Origin of the sequence: Ferrimonas marina, from assembly GCF_900129905.1 — a bacterium.
GTDB classification, from domain to species: Bacteria; Pseudomonadota; Gammaproteobacteria; order Enterobacterales; family Shewanellaceae; genus Ferrimonas; species Ferrimonas marina.
On record NZ_FQXG01000006.1, the window covers coordinates 85,957 to 104,011 of the forward strand.

The 18,055-nt window shown below is 60.3% G+C and carries 18 protein-coding genes and 1 riboswitch; of the genes, 14 read left to right on the forward strand and 4 right to left on the reverse strand.

The window, feature by feature from the left end:
• Positions 1-217 precede the first annotated feature (217 nt).
• Entirely contained in the window at positions 218-517 is a 300-nt protein-coding gene (locus BUC04_RS14975) for a DUF1496 domain-containing protein (RefSeq protein WP_082766659.1), read from the reverse strand.
• Positions 518-991: 474 nt separating this feature from the next.
• Here BUC04_RS14975 and BUC04_RS14980 point away from each other — a divergent pair, with 474 nt between their 5' ends.
• The 5 genes from BUC04_RS14980 to BUC04_RS15005 all read left to right on the forward strand — a co-directional run bounded on the left by BUC04_RS14980 (position 992) and on the right by BUC04_RS15005 (position 7,481).
• Positions 992-1,180 (forward strand): hypothetical protein, encoded by a 189-nt coding sequence (locus tag BUC04_RS14980; RefSeq protein WP_067659662.1) that lies wholly within the window; start codon positions 992-994, stop codon positions 1,178-1,180.
• A 14-nt stretch (positions 1,181-1,194) separates the two neighbouring features.
• Positions 1,195-4,053, forward strand: coding sequence for a formate dehydrogenase subunit alpha (locus BUC04_RS14985; protein WP_067659659.1), 2,859 nt, complete (start codon positions 1,195-1,197; stop codon positions 4,051-4,053).
• 14 nt (positions 4,054-4,067) lie between these two features.
• A complete protein-coding gene (gene fdh3B / locus BUC04_RS14990; RefSeq protein WP_067659656.1) occupies positions 4,068-4,643 on the forward strand; it encodes a formate dehydrogenase FDH3 subunit beta in 576 nt (191 codons plus the stop codon).
• Positions 4,644-4,723: 80 nt separating this feature from the next.
• Positions 4,724-5,710, forward strand: a complete 987-nt coding sequence (locus tag BUC04_RS14995) for a formate dehydrogenase subunit gamma (protein WP_067659653.1) — start codon at positions 4,724-4,726, stop codon at positions 5,708-5,710.
• Positions 5,711-6,128: 418 nt separating this feature from the next.
• On the forward strand, positions 6,129-7,481 hold the full coding sequence (locus tag BUC04_RS15005) for a coproporphyrinogen III oxidase family protein (RefSeq protein ID WP_067659647.1): 1,353 nt from the start codon (positions 6,129-6,131) through the stop codon (positions 7,479-7,481).
• Between the two features lie 142 nt (positions 7,482-7,623).
• On the opposite strand, the gene BUC04_RS15010 is transcribed toward BUC04_RS15005, so the two are convergent.
• Positions 7,624-8,949 carry a coproporphyrinogen III oxidase family protein gene (locus BUC04_RS15010; protein WP_073325975.1) on the reverse strand — a complete coding sequence of 442 codons (1,326 nt, stop codon included), beginning with the start codon at positions 8,947-8,949 and terminating at the stop codon, positions 7,624-7,626.
• 250 nt (positions 8,950-9,199) lie between these two features.
• Here BUC04_RS15010 and BUC04_RS15015 point away from each other — a divergent pair, with 250 nt between their 5' ends.
• Positions 9,200-10,045 (forward strand): PfkB family carbohydrate kinase, encoded by an 846-nt coding sequence (locus tag BUC04_RS15015; protein WP_067659644.1) that lies wholly within the window; start codon positions 9,200-9,202, stop codon positions 10,043-10,045.
• Between the two features lie 70 nt (positions 10,046-10,115).
• Positions 10,116-11,099, forward strand: a complete 984-nt coding sequence (locus tag BUC04_RS15020; RefSeq protein ID WP_067659641.1) for a GGDEF domain-containing protein — start codon at positions 10,116-10,118, stop codon at positions 11,097-11,099.
• A 36-nt stretch (positions 11,100-11,135) separates the two neighbouring features.
• Here BUC04_RS15020 and BUC04_RS15025 read toward each other — a convergent pair whose 3' ends face one another.
• Positions 11,136-12,770 carry an electron transfer flavoprotein-ubiquinone oxidoreductase gene (locus tag BUC04_RS15025; RefSeq protein WP_067659638.1) on the reverse strand — a complete coding sequence of 545 codons (1,635 nt, stop codon included), beginning with the start codon at positions 12,768-12,770 and terminating at the stop codon, positions 11,136-11,138.
• A 240-nt stretch (positions 12,771-13,010) separates the two neighbouring features.
• Positions 13,011-13,168: riboswitch (molybdenum cofactor riboswitch) on the forward strand.
• Here BUC04_RS15025 and moaA point away from each other — a divergent pair.
• The 7 genes from moaA to BUC04_RS15060 all read left to right on the forward strand — a co-directional run bounded on the left by moaA (position 13,156) and on the right by BUC04_RS15060 (position 17,531).
• The gene (gene moaA / locus BUC04_RS15030) at positions 13,156-14,136 is read left to right on the forward strand and encodes a GTP 3',8-cyclase MoaA (RefSeq protein ID WP_067659635.1); all 981 of its coding nucleotides are present in this window, start codon (positions 13,156-13,158) and stop codon (positions 14,134-14,136) included. It overlaps the preceding riboswitch by 13 nt.
• 42 nt (positions 14,137-14,178) lie before the next feature.
• Positions 14,179-14,703 carry a molybdenum cofactor biosynthesis protein B gene (gene moaB, locus BUC04_RS15035; protein WP_067659632.1) on the forward strand — a complete coding sequence of 175 codons (525 nt, stop codon included), beginning with the start codon at positions 14,179-14,181 and terminating at the stop codon, positions 14,701-14,703.
• On the forward strand, positions 14,700-15,185 hold the full coding sequence (gene moaC / locus BUC04_RS15040; RefSeq protein ID WP_143165767.1) for a cyclic pyranopterin monophosphate synthase MoaC: 486 nt from the start codon (positions 14,700-14,702) through the stop codon (positions 15,183-15,185). Before moaB ends, moaC begins: the two co-directional genes overlap by 4 nt.
• Entirely contained in the window at positions 15,182-15,430 is a 249-nt protein-coding gene (gene moaD, locus BUC04_RS15045) for a molybdopterin synthase sulfur carrier subunit (RefSeq protein ID WP_067659626.1), read from the forward strand. Before moaC ends, moaD begins: the two co-directional genes overlap by 4 nt.
• A gap of 149 nt (positions 15,431-15,579) precedes the next feature.
• Complete coding sequence (gene moaE / locus BUC04_RS15050) at positions 15,580-16,026, forward strand: molybdopterin synthase catalytic subunit MoaE (protein ID WP_067659624.1); 447 nt, start codon at positions 15,580-15,582, stop codon at positions 16,024-16,026.
• Positions 16,027-16,185: 159 nt separating this feature from the next.
• Positions 16,186-16,815, forward strand: coding sequence for a MarC family protein (locus BUC04_RS15055; RefSeq protein ID WP_067659621.1), 630 nt, complete (start codon positions 16,186-16,188; stop codon positions 16,813-16,815).
• Between the two features lie 47 nt (positions 16,816-16,862).
• Positions 16,863-17,531, forward strand: a complete 669-nt coding sequence (locus tag BUC04_RS15060) for a TIGR01621 family pseudouridine synthase (protein WP_067659618.1) — start codon at positions 16,863-16,865, stop codon at positions 17,529-17,531.
• A 12-nt stretch (positions 17,532-17,543) separates the two neighbouring features.
• Here the strand turns inward: BUC04_RS15060 and BUC04_RS15065 are convergent, their stop codons facing one another.
• Entirely contained in the window at positions 17,544-18,029 is a 486-nt protein-coding gene (locus BUC04_RS15065; protein ID WP_234977427.1) for a TetR/AcrR family transcriptional regulator, read from the reverse strand.
• Between the last annotated feature and the right edge of the window lie 26 nt (positions 18,030-18,055).

The following is an 18,055-nucleotide window of genomic DNA, read 5'->3' on the forward strand; positions in this document are numbered from 1 at the left end:
TAGCACCTAGCACCTAGCACCTAGCACCAACCAAAACGCCCACTCATCTGAGTGGGCGTTTTTGCGTTAGGCGGGGCTCCACGCTGTCGATAACCGGTCTCGATGAGCCTTAACCGGAGCAGGCTTACCTCGGGAATTTCGAGTGGATCTTCTGCTCGGAACCGGGCTCAAGCCGGGGCGGAGATGGGCGGTTATGCGGGTCCGATGAATAGCCAAGCTAGTTGATGGTGACCTTGGGCTTGTCCCGGGCGCTGAGCTGCTCCGGGGTCAGCCACATCAGCGGGCCATTCAACTCGTAGTGGTTCTTCGGGCCACAGATCATCAACTGACCGCCCAGTTCCAGCGGTGCCCCTTCCGAGTACTGCTTATTGTCGTACCAGCAGGCGCGTACCAACTGGGTGTTGTCGATCCAGACATTGGCGTCGGGCTTGCCCCGCTGGGGTAGTTGGGTCGGCGGGTTCGCCTGGACAGACAGGCTGGCCAGGGCGGCCAGCAGGGCAACAAGAACCATTCTCATGATGGCCTCCTCGGAGTGGATTCAGCGTTATTTTCTCATAAGTTTAGCGACTTGAGCGGACGAAATCTGTACAGGTCAGGTCGTCAGAATCCCAAGAAGCACCCTGCCCTGCCAGCTCCAGTCAGTAGCGTAATGGCGTGAATCAAGTTTGGGCGGAATTTTGTGCGCCAGCTCATGGCAAAAAGGGGCACCGCGCGAATCTCATTTTCTCCGCGATCACAGATTTGCCATATCTACGGTAAAACTTTGATAACCCAGCATGATCGACATCTCACTCCTGACCTAATTCGGAATAATCGCTGTTTAACGGTGCTCTTCATCACATTTTCCCTTTGGCCGTTATGGAGAATGCACTGAGCCAAAGACTCACTTTATGGCATTGAGCACCGGGAAGTTTTCTGATTCTGATAATTCGGAATTCCCGAGCAATGCTCACCGATGGGCCGGTCGTGCGGCCCTTAACGAGGAGATGAGATGAAAACCACCAAGACCAACCTGGAGCGCCGTGGGCTGCTCAAGGCACTGGCCGTAGCACCTATCGCTGGTGCTGCCGTGGCTGCCGCTCCTGCCTTTGCCAACACCGCGTCCACCGCGACTGGCAAGCAGGGTTACCGTGAAACCGAGCACGTGCGTCGCTACTACGCGTCGCTGCGTGGCGAATAAGGTCGGAGACAGTCATGCAACTGACTAAGAAGTCTACTGAAGTAAAAGCTGGCGCCCTGGGCCTGAACCGTCGTCAGTTCCTGAAGAACGCCGGTGTGACCACCGGTGGTATCGCCGCTGCCTCCATGCTGGGTACCGGCATGATCAAGAAGGCCGAAGCGGCCTCCACCGATCTGAGCCAGCCGGTAGAAGTAAAGCGCACCATCTGTTCCGCCTGTGCGGTAGGTTGCGGTATCTACGCTGAAGTTCAGAACGGCGTATGGACTGGCCAAGAGCCGGCCTTCGACCACCCGTTCAACGCCGGTGGCCACTGTGCCAAGGGCGCGGCTATCCGTGAGCACGGCCACTCCACCAAGCGGGTTAAGTACCCGATGAAGCTGGAAGGCGGCAAGTGGAAGAAGCTGTCTTGGGAACAGGCGATCAACGAGATCGGCGACAAGATGCTGGAGATCAAAGAGACCTCTGGTCCGGATTCCGTGTACTTCATGGGTTCCGCCAAGTTCTCCAACGAAGGCGCCTACATGTACCGTAAGTTTGCGGCACTGTGGGGCACCAACAACATCGACCACTCCGCTCGTATCTGTCACTCCACCTCCGTTGCCGGTGTAGCAAACACCTGGGGCTACGGTGCGCAGAGTAACTCCTTCAACGACATCCGTAACGCCAAAAACATCTTCCTGATCGGGGCTAACCCGGCAGAGGCGCACCCGGTTTCTTTGCAGCACATCCTGACTGCCAAAGAGCGTGGTGCCACCATTACCGTTGCGGATCCGCGTTTCTCCCGTACTGCTGCTCACGCCCACATCCACCTGCCGCTGCGCCCGGGTACCGATATCCCGTTGGTTTACGGCCTGATGTGGCACATCTTTGAGAACGGCTGGGAAGACAAGAACTTCATGGAGCAACGTGCCTGGGGCATGGATAAGATCCGTGAAGAGGTTAAGCGTTGGACTCCGGAAGAAGTTGAGAACGTCACCGGTTGTTCCCGTGAAGCGGTTTACGCTGCTGCCAAGCACATGCACGAGAACCGTCCGGGCACCGTTATCTGGTGTATGGGTGGTACCCAGCACACCGTTGGTAACGCCAACACCCGTATCTACTCCATCCTGCAGCTGGTACTGGGCAACATGGGTATCCCGGGTGGCGGTACCAACATCTTCCGTGGCCACGACAACGTTCAGGGTGCCACCGATATGGGCCTGCTGTTCGACAACCTGCCGGGCTACTACGGCCTGACCACTGCTGCCTGGCAGCACTGGTGCCGTGTGTGGGACCTGCCGTTCGAGCAAGTAAAAGCCAACTTCGATCCGAACCAGTACCTGGGCAAGGATCCGATGACCACCCCGGGCATGCCGTGCTCTCGCTGGCACGACGGTGTTCTGGAAGACAAAGCCAACCTGGCTCAGAAAGACCACCTGCGTCTGGCCTTCTTCTGGGGTCAGTCCGTGAACACCCAGTCTCGTCAGATGGAAGTTCGTGACGGTCTGGACAAGCTGGAAACCGTGGTTGTTGTTGACCCGTACCCGACCATGGCCGGTGTTATGCACCGCCGCACCGACGGCGTTTACCTGCTGCCGGCTGCCACTCAGTTCGAGTGTGAAGGTTCTCTGAACAACTCTGGCCGTTCCGTTCAGTGGCGTCAGCAGGTGGTTGAGCCCCTGTTCGAATCCAAGAACGACCTGGAGATCATGTACCGTCTGGCCAAGCGCGTTGGCATCGCCGATGACTTCACCAAGAAGATCAAGGTAACCAACAACCTGCCTGACGCTGATGACATCATGCGTGAGTACACCGTGGGCATGCGTTCCGTCGGTTACACCGGTTGGTCTCCGGAGCGTGTGAAGGCACACACCATGAACTGGGGTGACTTCTCTCGCGAAGATCTGCAAGCCAAAGGCGGCGCCAACAAGGGTGAGACCTACGGTCTGCCTTGGCCGTGCTGGGGCACTCCGGAGCAGAAGCACCCGGGTACCCACATCCTGTACCGCACCGGCATGAACGTAAACCAAGGCGGCGGTAACTTCCGTGCTCGCTTCGGTGTTGAGTTCGAAGGCGAAAGCATCCTGGCGGACGGCTCTGCCTCCAAAGACGCTGAGATCCAAGACGGTTACCCGGAGTTCTCCGATGTCCTGCTGAAGCAGCTGGGCTGGTGGGACGAGCTGACCGACGAAGAGAAAGTGGCTGCCGAAGGCCGCACCTGGGCGACCGACCTGAGCGGCGGTATCGTTCGCGTGGCTCTGGCCCACAACATGGTGCCCTACGGTAACGCCAAGGCGCGCTGCCGCGTGTGGACCTTCCCGGATGAGATCCCGGTACACCGTGAGCCTCTGTACACCCCGCGTCGTGACCTGATCGCCAAGTACCCGACCCACGAGGACATGCGCGTTCACCGTCTGCCGACCCTGTTCAAGACCATCCAGGACAAGGTTATCGCCGACGACCTGGATAAGAAGTACCCGCTGATCGCCACCTCTGGCCGTCTGGTTGAGTACGAGGGTGGTGGTGAAGAGTCTCGTTCCAGCGCTTGGCTGGCCGAGCTGCAGCAGGAAATGTTCGTTGAGATCAACCCGGCTGACGCCACCGACCGCGGTATCCGCGACGGCGACGACGTCTGGCTGGAGGGCGCCGAAGGCGGCCGTATCAAGATCAAGGCGATGGTGACTCCGCGCGTTCTGCCGGGCACCACCTGGATGCCGTACCACTTCGCCGGTGTTATGCACGACGAAGAGCTGCAATACCCTGAGTCCGGCGGTGTTAGCACCAAGCCGTACGTTGTGGGCGAATCCGCCAACACCGCACTGACCTACGGTTACGACCCGGTCGCCCAGATGCAGGAGACCAAAGCGTCCCTGTGTCAGATTGAGAAAGCGTAAGGAGTTAACTCACGATGGCTCAAATGAAATTTATGTGCGACACCAAGCGCTGCATCGAGTGCAACGGTTGTGTAGTTGCTTGTAAGAACGAGAACAGCGAAGCCGTAGAGTGGGGCATCCAGCGTCGCCGCGTGGTTACCATCAACGACGGTCAGCCTGGCGAAGCCTCCATCTCCGTGGCGTGCATGCACTGTGACGACGCACCCTGCATGAAGGTGTGCCCGGCCAATGTCTTCAGCAAGACCGAAGACGGCATCGTTCTGCACGACAAAGATCGCTGCATCGGTTGTGGCTACTGCCTGTACGCCTGCCCGTTCGGCGCGCCTCAGTTCCCGAAGAAGTCTGTCTTCGGTGGCAAAGGCAAGATGGACAAGTGCACCTTCTGTGCTGGCGGCCCGAACACCGAAGCGGGTTCCGCTGAGGAGAAGGTCAAGTACGGTGCCAACCGTATCGCCGAAGGCAAGCTGCCGATGTGTGCCGAGCTGTGCTCCACCAAGGCCCTGCTGGCTGGTGATGCAGGCATGGTGTCCGACATCTACCGCGAGCGTGTGGTAGGTCGTGGTCACGAGAACGCCGGCTGGGAAAAATAATCCCAGGGTTTAAGCCGGTCTCCGGACCGGCTTGTTCTGAACAGCGTGGGCACGATGCCCACGCTCATTAAGGAGCACTTATGTTCAACAAAGCACTGAAGCCGTTTGTGCTGCTGATCGCAATGCTGTTCTCTGGCCTGGCGCTGGCGAACGGTGGTGAGATCGCGCCGCAGGCCGGCAACGAGGCAGAGGTGGTTTGGCAGGCGATCCAACAGGGCGCCGAAGGCCGCACCACCTCCCTCAACGAGCACCACCCGCAGCTGATCAACAGCTACGACCTGCGTATGCTCGACTGGCGTAACGACTGGCTGTCCTACGCCATGTTCTTCGCCCTGTTCGGCATGATCGCGGTGTTCATCGCGTTCATCGCCATCAACGGCATCTCCAAGCTGGAGAAGGGCTTCTCCGGCAAGATGGTGTACCGCTGGTCCAAGACCGACGTGTTCCTGCACTGGCTGGCCGCGATCCCGTGTCTGCTGCTGTGTGTGACCGGCCTGGTTCTGCTGTCCGGTAAGTTCATCATCGAGCCGCTGCTGGGTACTGGCGCCTTTGCCGGTATGGCCAACGTCTCCAAGCTGGTGCACGACTACATGGCGATCCCGTTCATGCTGGGCTGGATCATCATCTCCATCAAGTGGGCCAAGAACCAGATCCCGGCGCGTTACGACCTGGATTGGTTCATGGTGGTTGGTGGCTACATCAACTTCGGTCCGTTCAAGGGCAAGCACCCGCACGCGGGCTTTGCTAACGCCGGTGAGAAGCTGTTCTTCTGGGCCTTCGTTCTGTTCGGTCTGGTGATCTCCGTGTCCGGCGTGATCCTGCTGTTCCCGAACCTGGTAGAGCCGAGCCGCACCGTCAGCATGATCGCTGTCCTGGCTCACGGCGCCGCGGCCATCGTGCTGTGTGCCTTCTCCATCGTTCACATCTTCATGGCGACCGTCATGTCTGAAGGTGGCGTGGACTGCATGATCTCCGGCTACTGTGATGAGAACTGGGCGATCCAGCACCACGATCTGTGGTACGACGAGATCAAGGCCAACGGTACTCTGAAGTACATGGAGAAGTGATTTAGGCGGTGCTGGTCCAGCACCATCTATGATCATTCCGGTACGACGAGATCAAGGCCAACGGCACTGTGAAGACCATGGAGAAGTAACTCACCGCCCCTGAGGCCGTGATGACTGATCCCAAAAAGCCCCGCATCGCGGGGCTTTTTTTATGGCGAAGCCAGAACGGGCGGCAATAAGGCAATAGCGGGACATTCTGTCCGCAGGTGAGAGACAGCTTCAGAGTTTGACCGCCCTCAGTGCCGGATGGATCCCATTTTTGAAACATTCACTGCTCATTGCTCACAAAATCGGCGCTATGGGCTGACGTTTGAGGTGGGTTCGCCCTATTCTATGGACGCGCCCTGACACAAGCGTTGCGAGTTTTGCAACTATCGATTTCAGTCCGGGCTTCCCCTAGGCCAAAGAGAGTGAATTCATGTCATTAGCCGAACGCGCATTGAATAACGCTGCAATCCACAACGCTGCCGAGATCACCACCCCTAAGTGGATGCTCAGCAGCATGGAAAGCCTGATGCAGCACTACACCAAACGCCATCTGAAGATGGACACCCGCGCGTGCGATGCCATTCCGGCACCCATTGAGGGCCGCAAGTACACCCTGTACATGCACATCCCCTTCTGTCACACCCTGTGCTCCTTCTGCACCTTCCACCGCTTCCTGTTTAAGGAGGAGAAGGCGCGGGCGTACTTTGCCTCGCTGCGTCAGGAGATGCACATGGCCAAGGCACTGGGCTACGACTTCGAAGAGCTCTACATCGGCGGCGGCACCACCACCGTACTGGTGGATGAGCTGGCCAAGACCATTGAGCTGGCCAAGACCCTGTTCCCGGCGATCAAGCAGGTCTCCTGTGAGTCCGATCCGCTGCACCTGACCTCCACCGAGTTCATGCAGCTGCACGGCCTGGTGGATCGTCTTTCCGTCGGCGTGCAGAGCTTTGACCGCGACATCCTGGCCCGTACCGACCGGCTGGAGAAGTTCGGTGAGCCGGAGGTGGTGTTCGAGAAGCTGGCTCGGGCCAAAGAGAACTTCCCGATCCTCAACGTCGACATGATCTTTGGTTTCGACGGCCAGACCACCGAGGTGCTGGCCCAGGATATGGCGACCCTGCGCAAGCTGAACCCGCGCCAGATCACCACCTACCCGCTGATGGTGTCGGATCTGACCAAGCGTCATGCCGCCACCAAGATCGGCACCAAGGCCAACCTGGCCAATATCAACCAGGATATCCGCAAGGACTACGCCCTGATCCTCAACTCCTTGCGTGGGGATTACGAGCAGCTGACCGCCTGGTCGTTCGGCAAGTCCAACGACGAGGGCTTTGACGAGTACGTAGTTAACGCCGACGACTACCTGGGTCTGGGCTCCGGCAGCTTCAGCTTCCTGCACGATAACCTGTACGTGAACAGCTTCTCGCTGCGTCGCTACAACGAGAAGATCGCCAACGGCAAGATGGGGGTCGAGTCCTCCAAGGCCTACGATCGCAAGGCTGTACTGCAGTACCGCTTCCTGCTGAGCATGTTCGGCGGTCGCCTGTCCAAGCGCTACTTCAAGGAGGGCTACGACGCCAACCTTTACACCGCGCTGACCAAGGAGATGGCCTTCATGCACGCCATTGGTGGTCTGGAGACCGATCCCAACGACGCCGACAAGCTGCAGGCCACCCCCAATGGCTTGATGATGGGCCTGTTGATGATGAAGAACTTCTACACCGGTATGGACAATGTGCGCGCTGAGCTGCGCCGTCCGCTCAAAGCGTCCGACATGTAGGTCGCGTTGTTGTTGGAAGAAAGGCCGCCCTCGGGTGGCCTTTTTCGTCTCTGGCGCCGCTGGCTTCGCTAGGCTCCCAGAATCGAAAACGCCGCAGCGATGGGTCGCTGCGGCGTTTTGGTATGCCTGAGAACAGTCGGGATTAGGCGGCCTGCACCTCGATGGCCTGACCCCGAGCTATTTGGGCCTCTTCCGCGGCACTGCCGGCCTGCTCCCGCAGCCAGTCCATCCCGGCCAGGAAACCGGAGAACATCTTCAGTGCCACGAACTCGCCGGTGGGGGTGGTTCGGTAGCCGTCACCGCAGGCGCTGGGCACGATGGCGCCGTGCAGTCGCAGGAACGCCATCTCGGCAGGCAGGGCGGTGTAGAGGCTGCGGCCATACAACTTCTCGAACACGCTGTTGGGCAGGTGGCCTTTGACCATCATCATCAGCAGGTGATAACGGCGCATCAGCGGCGTGCTCAGGTCTTTGTGGCTGGTGCAGGACAGCTCGCCCGCTTTTACCCGGCGTGCGTAGTCATCCAGGTTGAAGGAGGAGAGGTAGAACTTGTTGCCGATGCGGCCAAAGGCGCCGCAGCCGATACCGACGCAGTCCTCGCCGTCGAGCACGTAATCGTGCTCCACCGGCAGGCCGGTGGCGCGGCGGTAGGTCCAGGCGTACTCCCGCTCGTAGCCAGGCTCAAGCACGTTGCGGCCGGTCTGGTACAGCCCCAGCAGATCCGCGGGATTACCGGCCAGCTTACCGGCCTTCTTGCGGTTCTTGCCGACCCCCAGGGTTAGCGGGTAGAGGGTGATCTGGCCCGGCTTCAGCGCGCTGGCGCGCATCAGATCCTCGGTCAGGGCATCCGGGGTCTGGTTGTTGAAGCCCATCATCATGTCCAGGTTGATGGTGGGGAACTCGGCGATGGCCCGGGCGGACAGATCGGCGATGGCATCGCCGCTGCCAAATTTCTCGTAGCGCCCGCTGTGCTTGAGGATCTCATCATCAAAGCTCTGGATGCCGATGGAGAAGCGATCCACCAACCCCTTCAATGCTAGCGGGTTACTGTTTTCGAAGTAGATGGGATCGGACTCGCAGGAGACCTCCTGGATATCGAAGCGGGATTTGATCAGCTCGATGGTCTCGATCAGCTCCGACTCGATGATGGTGGTGGTGCCGCCGCCGATGTAGAGGCGATCAAACTGCACCCCAACCTGGGCCAGGATCTCCACCTCTTGCCGCAGCAGCTTAAAGTACTCCCGTGCCTTGGCTTCGTCGTACTTCAAACGGAAGAAGGAGCAGAAGCGGCACAGGGTGTGGCAGAAGGGGATATGGATATAGAGGGTGGGCACCCGTTTACCGGACAGCTCGGCCAGGTCGTAACCTCCGGGACTGAGTTGCTGCAGATCCAGAAGGGACTTGATCTTGCCACCCATGACGTAATCCAGTGCCTGCTGGGACAACTGGGGAAAGCGAACCTGAGCCATAGTGTCACTCCAAAAAAGCGCTTGGATTTCTGAGATATGTATGCAAGGTAGCACGGCGATTCTGGGGCCAAGGTGCGCCCAGTCACAGTAAAGAGGTGCTTGTGTAAGTGCTGATGAAAAAGGGGATCCAACGGCGGCTGGGGCCCGTTTGGGCAGTATTTTTTTTACCGCAATATGGCCCCTTGCTGAGATGACAAGGCGCAGCGTCACGGCGATAATCTAAGGCCAAACTTTGCATCGGACGCTGCCCATGGCCCAGGTTCTTGTCATCGCCAACATCAATTGTGACCACATCCTCCGGTTGAATCGGCCGCTGCAGACCGGCGCCCGGATTCACTATGAGGAGCAGGGGTTTCGCTTAGGCGGTGGCGGTGCCAACACCAGCCTGGGGCTGATCTGGGCCGGTCACAAGGTTCAACTGCTGAGCCAGGTGGGGGAAGATGAACGGGGCGACTGGCTGCTGGAGCAGGCCAGCCGACAGGGCATCGATTGCTCCTTGGTGCATCGCCACGTCGGCCCTACCCAGGCGCTGAAGCTGCTGATGGACCCCAGCGGTGAGCGCACCATCTTGCGCCCCAATCGGCCCCGCTTGATGCTGCCGCCGGCACTGGATACCCAGGGCTTTGACGCGATCTACGTCAATCTCTCCGCCGAGGGGCTGGCGCCGATGATGGCCCAGGCGATGGACCAGGGGGCGCTGCTGATCAGCCAACTGCCCAAGGATCTGGGCCGACGCCCCTGCCACTACCTGATCACCTCCGCCGATGACCTGACCCCGCACAAGGTGGAGGATCCCTGGAGCTTTGCCCTGTCCATTGCCGGCCCGCAGCTCAAGGGGGTGATCGTCACCGACGGCGACAAAGGGGCCACCCTGTTCAATGCCGAGGGTCAGCAGCACTGTCCCGCCTGTGAGGCGGAGCTGGTGGACAGCACCGGCGCCGGCGATTGCTACGCCGCCGGCCTGTTGAATGGGCTGGTTAAGGGCCACAGCGAAGTCGAAGCGATGGCCGATGCGGCGCGCTGGGCCGCTTACGCAGTTTCGGCCGCCAGTTCGGTACCGCCGGACAGCTTGAGGCGGCATCTGCACCGCGGCTGAGCGGCGCAGAGGCGCAGAGGCGCCTTGGCAACTATAGTGGAGTCAGTCCCCGTTCTTGATAAGGCGTCAAATGGAGTTGACCCCCAACGGCTCGCCACGCCAGTTGTTGCCTTGGTTGTGGGCACTGGCCAGCCTGCTGCAACTCTCCTTATTGCTCACTGAGCCCCAGGCCCAACCGGCGATCCTGGCCGCTGGCCTGTTTCCCCTGATCCTGTTGCTGATGCCCCGTCCCTTGCCGCTGCTGGTGCAAGCCGGTCTGGTGGGCATGAGCCTGTGCGCTACGGGCCTGGCGCTGGGCTCCCCGCCTCTGACGCTGTTGGCGCTGCTGTCGCTGGCGGCCATCCCAGTGCTGCAGGGAGCCCCCTTGGCCCTGTTGGCTCTGCTCGGACCGGCCCTGATATTGGCTGCCCGCTGGGCCCCCGGACAACTGTTTTCACTGCAATCCCTGCTGGTGGCGCTGACTGCGGCCGTGTTGGCGATCCAGGGCCGGGCCTGGCAGCGACGGGGCACCCGGTTGGCCCGGCGCTACCTGAGGCTGCGCCGTCAACTGCGCAAGCGCGGTAACCGGGATCGGCTGACCGGGCTCTATGCCCGTCACTATTTTGATGACCGGTTAATCCAGGCGGTGGCGGAGTCCCGACGCAGCAAGCTGCCACTGGCACTGATCCTGGTGGAGGTGGATTACTTCGAGCGCTACAACGATCGGCTCGGTGATGACCATGGCGATCGCTGCCTGATGAACGTGGCCCAGTTGCTGCGCCAGACCTGCCACCGGGATTGTGATCTGCTGGCCCGCTTTACCGGCTACACCTTCGCCATCCTGTTGCCGGCCACCGATCGCCGCGGTGCCGCCCGTTTGGCGCGCCAGTTATCGGAATCCCTGGCCCAGGCCCAAATCCCCCACCCCAGCTCGCCGATCCAGCCGGTTCTGACACTGAGCCAGGGGATCAGTCAATGGCAGCCGGGCAGTGACGGCGAACAGCTGCTGCGGCGGGCGTTGCACACCCTGCGTCGAGCCCGACTGGAGGGACGCAACCAGGTGCTGATGGCCTGAATGCAGTGCGGGGCGCCAAGGCGCCCCGCAAACTTGTTACATGTTGGGGTAGTTGGGCCCACCCCCGCCTTCCGGGGTTACCCAGGTGATGTTCTGGCTGGGGTCTTTGATATCGCAGGTCTTGCAGTGCACGCAGTTGGCGGCGTTGATCTGCAATCGGGCCTCCTCACCCTCTCCGACAATCTCGTAAACCCCAGCAGGACAGTAGCGCTGGGCCGGCTCGGCGTACTGCACCAGGTTGACCTCAGTGGGGATGGCGGGATCGGCCAGGCGCAAATGGCAGGGCTGATCCTCCTCATGGTGGGTGCTGGAGAGGAACACCGAGGAGAGTCGGTCAAAGCTGAGTTTGCCGTCCGGTTTGGGATACTCAATCATCTCGCTTTGCTGGATCGGCAGCAGGGACTCATGATCCTGGCCCTTGTCTTTGAGGGTCAGCGGCATCCGCCCCTTAAACCAGTTCTGATCCAGGTAGTTGAAGGCGCCACCTAGAACGCTGCCGTACTTGTGCAGTGCCGGGCCAAAGTTGCGGCTCTGGTAGAGTTCGTCGAACAGCCAGGAGTTGGCAAAGCGCTGCCAGTAGTCGGCCAGGGCCTCACCGCCCTGGGGCTGTTCAGTCAGCGCCTTGGCGATGGTTTCCGCCGCCAGCATGCCGGACTTCATGGCGGTGTGGGAGCCTTTGATCTTGGCGAAATTCAGGGTGCCTGCATCGCAGCCCACCAGCAGGCCGCCGGGGAAGTGCATCTTGGGCAGGGAGTTGAAGCCGCCCTTGGTGATGGCCCGGGCGCCGTAGCTGACCCGCTCGCCCCCCTGCAGGGTCTTGGCGATCACCGGATGGGTCTTGTAGCGCTGAAACTCCTCGAACGGACTCAGGTAGGGGTTCTGGTAGTTCAGATCGGTGATCAGCCCCACCACCACCTGGCCATCGTCGGCATGATAGAGGAAGCCGCCACCGCTGGCGCCATTCTCCGCCAGTGGCCAGCCGGCGGTGTGTACTACCTTGCCGGGCTGATGCTGATCCGCCGGTACCTGCCAGATCTCCTTGATGCCCAGGCCATAGTGCTGGGGGGACTTGCCCTCGTCCAGGGCAAATTGCTGGATCAGCTGCTTGCCCAGGTGACCACGACAGCCCTCGGCAAACACCGTGTACTTGGCGTGCAGTGCCATCCCCGGCATATGACTGTCCTTGGGCTGACCATCCTGGCCGACCCCCATATCACCGGTGATCACCCCTTTGACCACACCCTCGTCTACGACGATCTCGGCGGCGGCGAAGCCCGGGTAGATCTCCACCCCCAACCCCTCGGCCTGCTCCGCCAGCCAGCGACACAGGTTGCCCAGGCTGATGACGAAGTTGCCCTGGTTGTGCATGGTCTTGGGTACCAGCGCATTGGGCATCCGGGTGGCGCCGTTAGCCTTGAGCAGGTAGATCTCATCCTCACTGACCGGGGTGCGGATAGGCGCTTCCATGGTGCGCCATTCCGGCAGCAGTTCATCCAATGCCCGTGGCTCGAAGATCGCCCCAGACAGGATGTGGGCACCGACCTCGGAGCCCTTCTCCACCACACACACGTTCAGCTCTGCGTTGAGCTGCTTCAGCCGAATCGCGCTGGCCAATCCGGCCGGGCCGGCTCCGACGATTAGGACATCAAACTCCATCGATTCCCGTTCCATCACACATCCTCTTGGTTGGCGTCAGGCTTGTTGTTATTACGCCGCCTTTGCTGATGTCAGCTTACTGAAAAGGTGAGGCGAATCACACTCTGGTGAAAATTGTGGTTGAGGCGGGACTGGAAAGCGGCAATTCCGCTCGAGGGGCACGTAAGATGCGCAAAATGGAACAACCCTTCGCACTGATGCGTACAAAAAGTGATCTCAGTCGATTGTGGGCTGGGGTGGCTATACTTTACACTGCGATCAGTTGTGAACCGAGCCTTCGGCACCTAAGTGCGTTAACCAAAAAAACGTGACGCATATGGCCCGCTGGCCGTGGCAATAGTGCCACCGGGGTAGGTTGAGAAAGTCGGCCTGCCTTCCTCGAATTTAGGAAAGGTAACACATGCAAGAACTGCAAGATCGTTTTGGGCGCCGGTTCCATTACCTGCGGCTCTCGATCACGGACGCCTGTAACTTCAAGTGCCAATACTGCCTGCCCAACGGCTACAAACCGGACGGCAAGCCCCGCTTCCTCAACCTCGATGAGATCCGTCGGGTGCTCTCGGCCTTTGCCCAGGTCGGCACCCGCAAAGTGCGGATCACCGGTGGCGAGCCTACCCTGCGCAAGGACTTCGAATCCGTGTTGGAGCTGGTGGCCGCGACCCCCGGGGTGGAGCGCATCGCCACCACTACCAATGGCTATCGCCTGGCGGAACACGCCGAGGCCTGGCATCGCGCCGGTCTGCGCCAGGTCAATGTGTCGGTGGACAGCCTGGATCCCAAGCGCTTTGCCCAGATCACCGGCGACAGCCGGTTTCATCAGGTGATGCAGGGGATCGATCGGGCACTGGAGGTGGGCTACGACAAGGTCAAGATGAACGTGGTGCTGCTCAAGGAGCTTAACGGTGACCAGCTGCCGCTGTTCCTTGATTACCTGCGTGATCATCCGGTGGACTTGCGCTTTATCGAGCTGATGGAGACGGGCCTGCACCACGACTACTTCCAGCAACATCATCTTTCCGGGGCGGTGATCCAGGCCCAGCTGCTCAAAGAGGGCTGGCGACTCGACCCCCGTGGGGCCGACGATGGCCCGGCCCTCAACTACAGTCACCCGGATTATGCCGGGCGGATCGGTCTGATCATGCCCTATTCCAAGGATTTCTGTGCCAGCTGTAACAGATTACGGGTCTCTGCCATTGGTAAACTGCACCTCTGTCTGTTTACCGAGGCCGGCATTGAACTGCGGGATCTGTTGGGCGCCGACGCGCAACAAGAGGAACTGGTTGCTCGCCTGCACGCTGCACTGGGGCAGAAAGAAGCCACACACTATCTGCAGGAAGGTAACTCAGGGGCGACACCGCACCTGGCCTCCATCGGTGGATAGAGACACGACAATAACGCCATCGAGCGCAATCGAGAGAATCTTATGGGACACCTGTCGCAAGCCAACTTTGTGCCGCTGAACATTGCGGTACTGACCCTGTCTGATACCCGTACTCTGGAAACCGATAAGTCGGGTCAGTACCTGGTCGACAACCTCACTGAAGCGGGCCACAAACTGGTGGATCGTCGCATCATCAAGGACGATAAATACACCATCCGTGCCGTGCTGTCCGAGTGGATCGCCTCCGACAACGTCCAGGTGGTGATCACCACCGGTGGCACCGGCTTCACCGAGCGGGACTCCACCCCGGAAGCGGTGGCGCCGCTGTTCGATAAGCAGATCGAAGGCTTTGGTGAGCTGTTCCGTCACATCACCTTCCTGGAGCTGGGCACCAGTACCGTGCAGTCCCGTGCCATCGGTGGCATGGCCAACAAGACCGCCATCTTCTGCCTGCCGGGCTCCACCGGTGCTTGCCGTACCGGCTGGACTAAGATCCTGAAGGAGCAGCTGGACGCCACCCATCGTCCGTGCAACTTCGTGACCCACCTGAAGCCGGTAGCCGAATAATGACTGGATTTACCCATATCAATGCCGATGGCGACGCCCACATGGTCGACGTCACCGAAAAGCGAGTGACTGAGCGCGAGGCCCGGGCCGAGGCGATCATCACCATGGCTCCGGAAACCCTGGCGATGATCGTCGAGGGTCGCCACCACAAGGGTGACGTGTTTGCCACTGCCCGGATCGCCGGCATCATGGCAGCCAAGAAAACCTCGGATCTGATCCCGCTGTGCCATCCCTTGATGCTCACCAAGGTCGAGGTGGATCTGCAGCCGCAGCCGGAGCACAACCGTGTGGTGATCCAGGCGGTATGTAAACTGGCGGGCCAGACCGGGGTGGAGATGGAAGCGTTGACCGCGGCCTCCACCGCGGCACTGACCATCTACGACATGTGTAAAGCCGTGCAGAAAGACATGGTGATTGAAGGCGTCCGTCTGCTGGAGAAGCGTGGCGGCAAGTCAGGCCATTTTAAGGTGGAAGCAGAATGATTAAGGTGTTGTTTTTCGCCCAGATCCGCGAAGTGATCGGCACAGATAAGCTGGAACTGGAAGCGTCGGAAGGGCTGACCGCAGAGCAGTTGCGTCAGCAGCTGGTAACCCGCGGCGACAAGTGGCAACTGGCACTGGGCGACGCCAACGTGCTGGTGGCGATCAACCAGACCCTCTCTGGCTGGGACAGCGCCATCGCCAGCGGCGATGAGGTGGCCTTCTTCCCGCCGGTTACCGGTGGTTAAGAGGTAGGGTGCGGGACGGGCTTTGCCCTGTTAGGAAAGAGCCTAGGTCGGGCTAAGCCCTGCCAGGTATAGAACGTAAGAGCGATCGGCTCTTAGTGCCTGGCAGCGCAGCGTCCCAGGGCCTGCTCCTCCGCTTTTAAGGTATTACTATGATTTCCGTACAAACCCAAGACTTCAGTGTCGCCGATGAGTACGCCAAGCTGGCGGACAACCCCAGCTGCGGTGCCGTGGTGACCTTTGTCGGTAAGGTCCGTGACTTTGGCGACAGCAAGAACGTCAGCGAGATGACCCTGGAGCACTACCCCGGCATGACCGAGGCGGTGCTGGATCAGATCGAGGCGGAGGCGCGGCAGCGCTGGCCGCTGGACGAGGTCACCATCATTCACCGGGTCGGCCCCCTGCGACTGTGCGATCAGATCGTGTTCATCGGGGTCTCCAGTGCTCATCGCAAGGCGGCCTTTGATGCCTGCGAGTACCTGATCGATTTCCTCAAGACCCGGGCGCCGTTCTGGAAGAAGGAAACCAGTGATGAGGGCGCGGTCTGGGTGGATGCCAAGGACGCCGATCAACAGGCAGCGGAGCAGTGGCAACGCTGACGTTCACCCTGCTAGAGAAACGCCCGGCCTTGTGCCGGGCGTTTTTGTTTCTCAGCACGAATTGATTGAAAGTTTACTCGATTAAAAGCTGCCTCATGGCTGATAAAAATCGAAGTTTGCGTTAGAATTCAGGCGGTTTTGGGAAGCAGGAGGTGCCGTATGTTGGATTTGATGATCACTCAGTTCGTATTACTCTGGGCGGTGATCGATCCCATCGGCTCCATTCCGGTGTTCATGTCGCAAACCCGCGGCTTGACTGCCAAGCAGCAGCGCCGAGTGGCGGTTAAGGCGGTGGCGATCGCTACCCTGACCCTGCTGTTCTTCCTGGTGCTTGGTCAGTTGATGCTGGAGGCGATGCAGGTGCCCCTGCCGGCCTTCCAGGCGGCGGGTGGCTTGGTGCTGCTGCTGTTTGCCCTGACCATGATCTTCGGCGACAGCAAGCCGGAGCGGGAGGCCCAGCTCGAGAAGGCCGATCTTTGGAGCCAGGCGGTGTTTCCCCTGGCAATCCCCTCCATCGCCTCGCCCGGTGCGGTGCTGGCCATCGTGATGCTCACCGATAACGCCCGCTTTGCCGTCAGTCAGCAAGCGGTAACCGCCGCCATCATGTTGCTGGTGATGATCTGCACCCTGGCCCTGCTGTTGGCTGCAGGCCCCATCCTGCGGGTGATCGGTAATGCTGGTGCGGCGCTGGTCAGCCGGGTGATGGGCCTGATCCTGGCGGCGGTGGCGATGAACAGCCTGCTCGAGGGAATGTACCGCTTCTTTATCGAGATCCACTCCGCCAGCTAAGCTGGCAGAAGTTGGATATGTCCCCGCCATCGGAGTGACCACCCATCATGATCCCCATCCTTGAGCAGCATCCTGCCTTTGTGCTGGTCGACAAGCCCGCCGGGGTGCATTTCCATAGCCAGGACGGCGGTCCGGGCCTGGTGGCGCAAACCGAGGCGCAACTGGGGGAGAAGCTGTACCCGGTACACCGGCTCGACACTCCCACCTCCGGCTTGCTGCTGCTGGCCCGCTCGGCCCAAAGTGCGGCGGCACTCACCGAGCAGTTTGCTGCACACCAGGTGGAGAAGCGCTACCTGGCGCTGTCGGATCAGAAGCCGAAAAAGAAACAGGGAACCATCAAGGGGGGCATGGCCAAGGCTCGTCGTGGCGCCTGGAAGCTCACCCCCGATCGTGACAACTTTGCCCTGACCCAGTTTGTCAGTGCGTCAGTGGTGCCGGGATTGCGTGCCTTCCTGTTGCGTCCCCGCTCCGGTCGTACCCACCAGATCCGGGTGGCGCTGAAAAGCTTGGGGGCGCCGATCCTCGGGGATGCCCTGTACGGTGGCAACGCGGCCGACCGAACCTACCTGCATGCGCTGGGACTGGCCTTTGAGCTGGAGGGCCAGCGCTTCGAGTTTTGGCAGCCACCCACTCAGGGAGATCAGTACCTGCTGCCGGAGCTGAGTGATCAGCTGGAGCAGTGGCGTGAGGCGCCGCCGAGCTGGCCCAAGGGCTAGCCGTTCATCCCGTTACCTGGAGGTCAGCCCGCGGAAGATCAGATCCAGCGGGGCATCGACACAGCCGACCGGGATCCCCCCCGGATTGCACTGCATCGCCAGCGCGACCCCGTGCAGGTAGTCTGCCAGCAGGTCACGCAGTGGCTCAAACTCCACTTTAGCCAGGGCTAAGGGTGTCAAAGCCTGCTCCAGCCGGGCGATGAACACCTGGGCTGGTCCATCGGTGCTCATCTTCAGCATGGTCTCCAGCAGCCCGGGGTAGCGACTGAGCAGCTCAAGATAGCTATGACACAGCTGACGTACCTCCGCTTGCCATTGGCCCTCGGGATTGGGTTGATAGATTGCTTCCAACAGTGAGACGGTGACCGCTTCCAGTAGGGCCGCCTTGTTGGCGAAGTAGTGATACAGCGCCATGGGGTCCACGTTCAGCTCCGCTGCCAGTGCCCTCAGCGTGGGGATCTTGCCCTGCTCAGCCAGCAGGTTTTTTGCCTGTTGCAAAATGATCAGCTTACTCAGAGCCTTGC

Coding starts and splice junctions, on each gene's coding strand:
- BUC04_RS14975 (WP_082766659.1), bottom strand. CDS start 517: ATGAGAATGGTTCTTGTTGCCCTGCTGGCCGCCCTGGCCAGCCTGTCT.
- BUC04_RS14980 (WP_067659662.1), top strand. CDS start 992: ATGAAAACCACCAAGACCAACCTGGAGCGCCGTGGGCTGCTCAAGGCA.
- BUC04_RS14985 (WP_067659659.1), top strand. CDS start 1,195: ATGCAACTGACTAAGAAGTCTACTGAAGTAAAAGCTGGCGCCCTGGGC.
- fdh3B (WP_067659656.1), top strand. CDS start 4,068: ATGGCTCAAATGAAATTTATGTGCGACACCAAGCGCTGCATCGAGTGC.
- BUC04_RS14995 (WP_067659653.1), top strand. CDS start 4,724: ATGTTCAACAAAGCACTGAAGCCGTTTGTGCTGCTGATCGCAATGCTG.
- BUC04_RS15005 (WP_067659647.1), top strand. CDS start 6,129: ATGTCATTAGCCGAACGCGCATTGAATAACGCTGCAATCCACAACGCT.
- BUC04_RS15010 (WP_073325975.1), bottom strand. CDS start 8,949: ATGGCTCAGGTTCGCTTTCCCCAGTTGTCCCAGCAGGCACTGGATTAC.
- BUC04_RS15015 (WP_067659644.1), top strand. CDS start 9,200: ATGGCCCAGGTTCTTGTCATCGCCAACATCAATTGTGACCACATCCTC.
- BUC04_RS15020 (WP_067659641.1), top strand. CDS start 10,116: ATGGAGTTGACCCCCAACGGCTCGCCACGCCAGTTGTTGCCTTGGTTG.
- BUC04_RS15025 (WP_067659638.1), bottom strand. CDS start 12,770: ATGGAACGGGAATCGATGGAGTTTGATGTCCTAATCGTCGGAGCCGGC.
- moaA (WP_067659635.1), top strand. CDS start 13,156: ATGCAAGAACTGCAAGATCGTTTTGGGCGCCGGTTCCATTACCTGCGG.
- moaB (WP_067659632.1), top strand. CDS start 14,179: ATGGGACACCTGTCGCAAGCCAACTTTGTGCCGCTGAACATTGCGGTA.
- moaD (WP_067659626.1), top strand. CDS start 15,182: ATGATTAAGGTGTTGTTTTTCGCCCAGATCCGCGAAGTGATCGGCACA.
- moaE (WP_067659624.1), top strand. CDS start 15,580: ATGATTTCCGTACAAACCCAAGACTTCAGTGTCGCCGATGAGTACGCC.
- BUC04_RS15055 (WP_067659621.1), top strand. CDS start 16,186: ATGTTGGATTTGATGATCACTCAGTTCGTATTACTCTGGGCGGTGATC.
- BUC04_RS15060 (WP_067659618.1), top strand. CDS start 16,863: ATGATCCCCATCCTTGAGCAGCATCCTGCCTTTGTGCTGGTCGACAAG.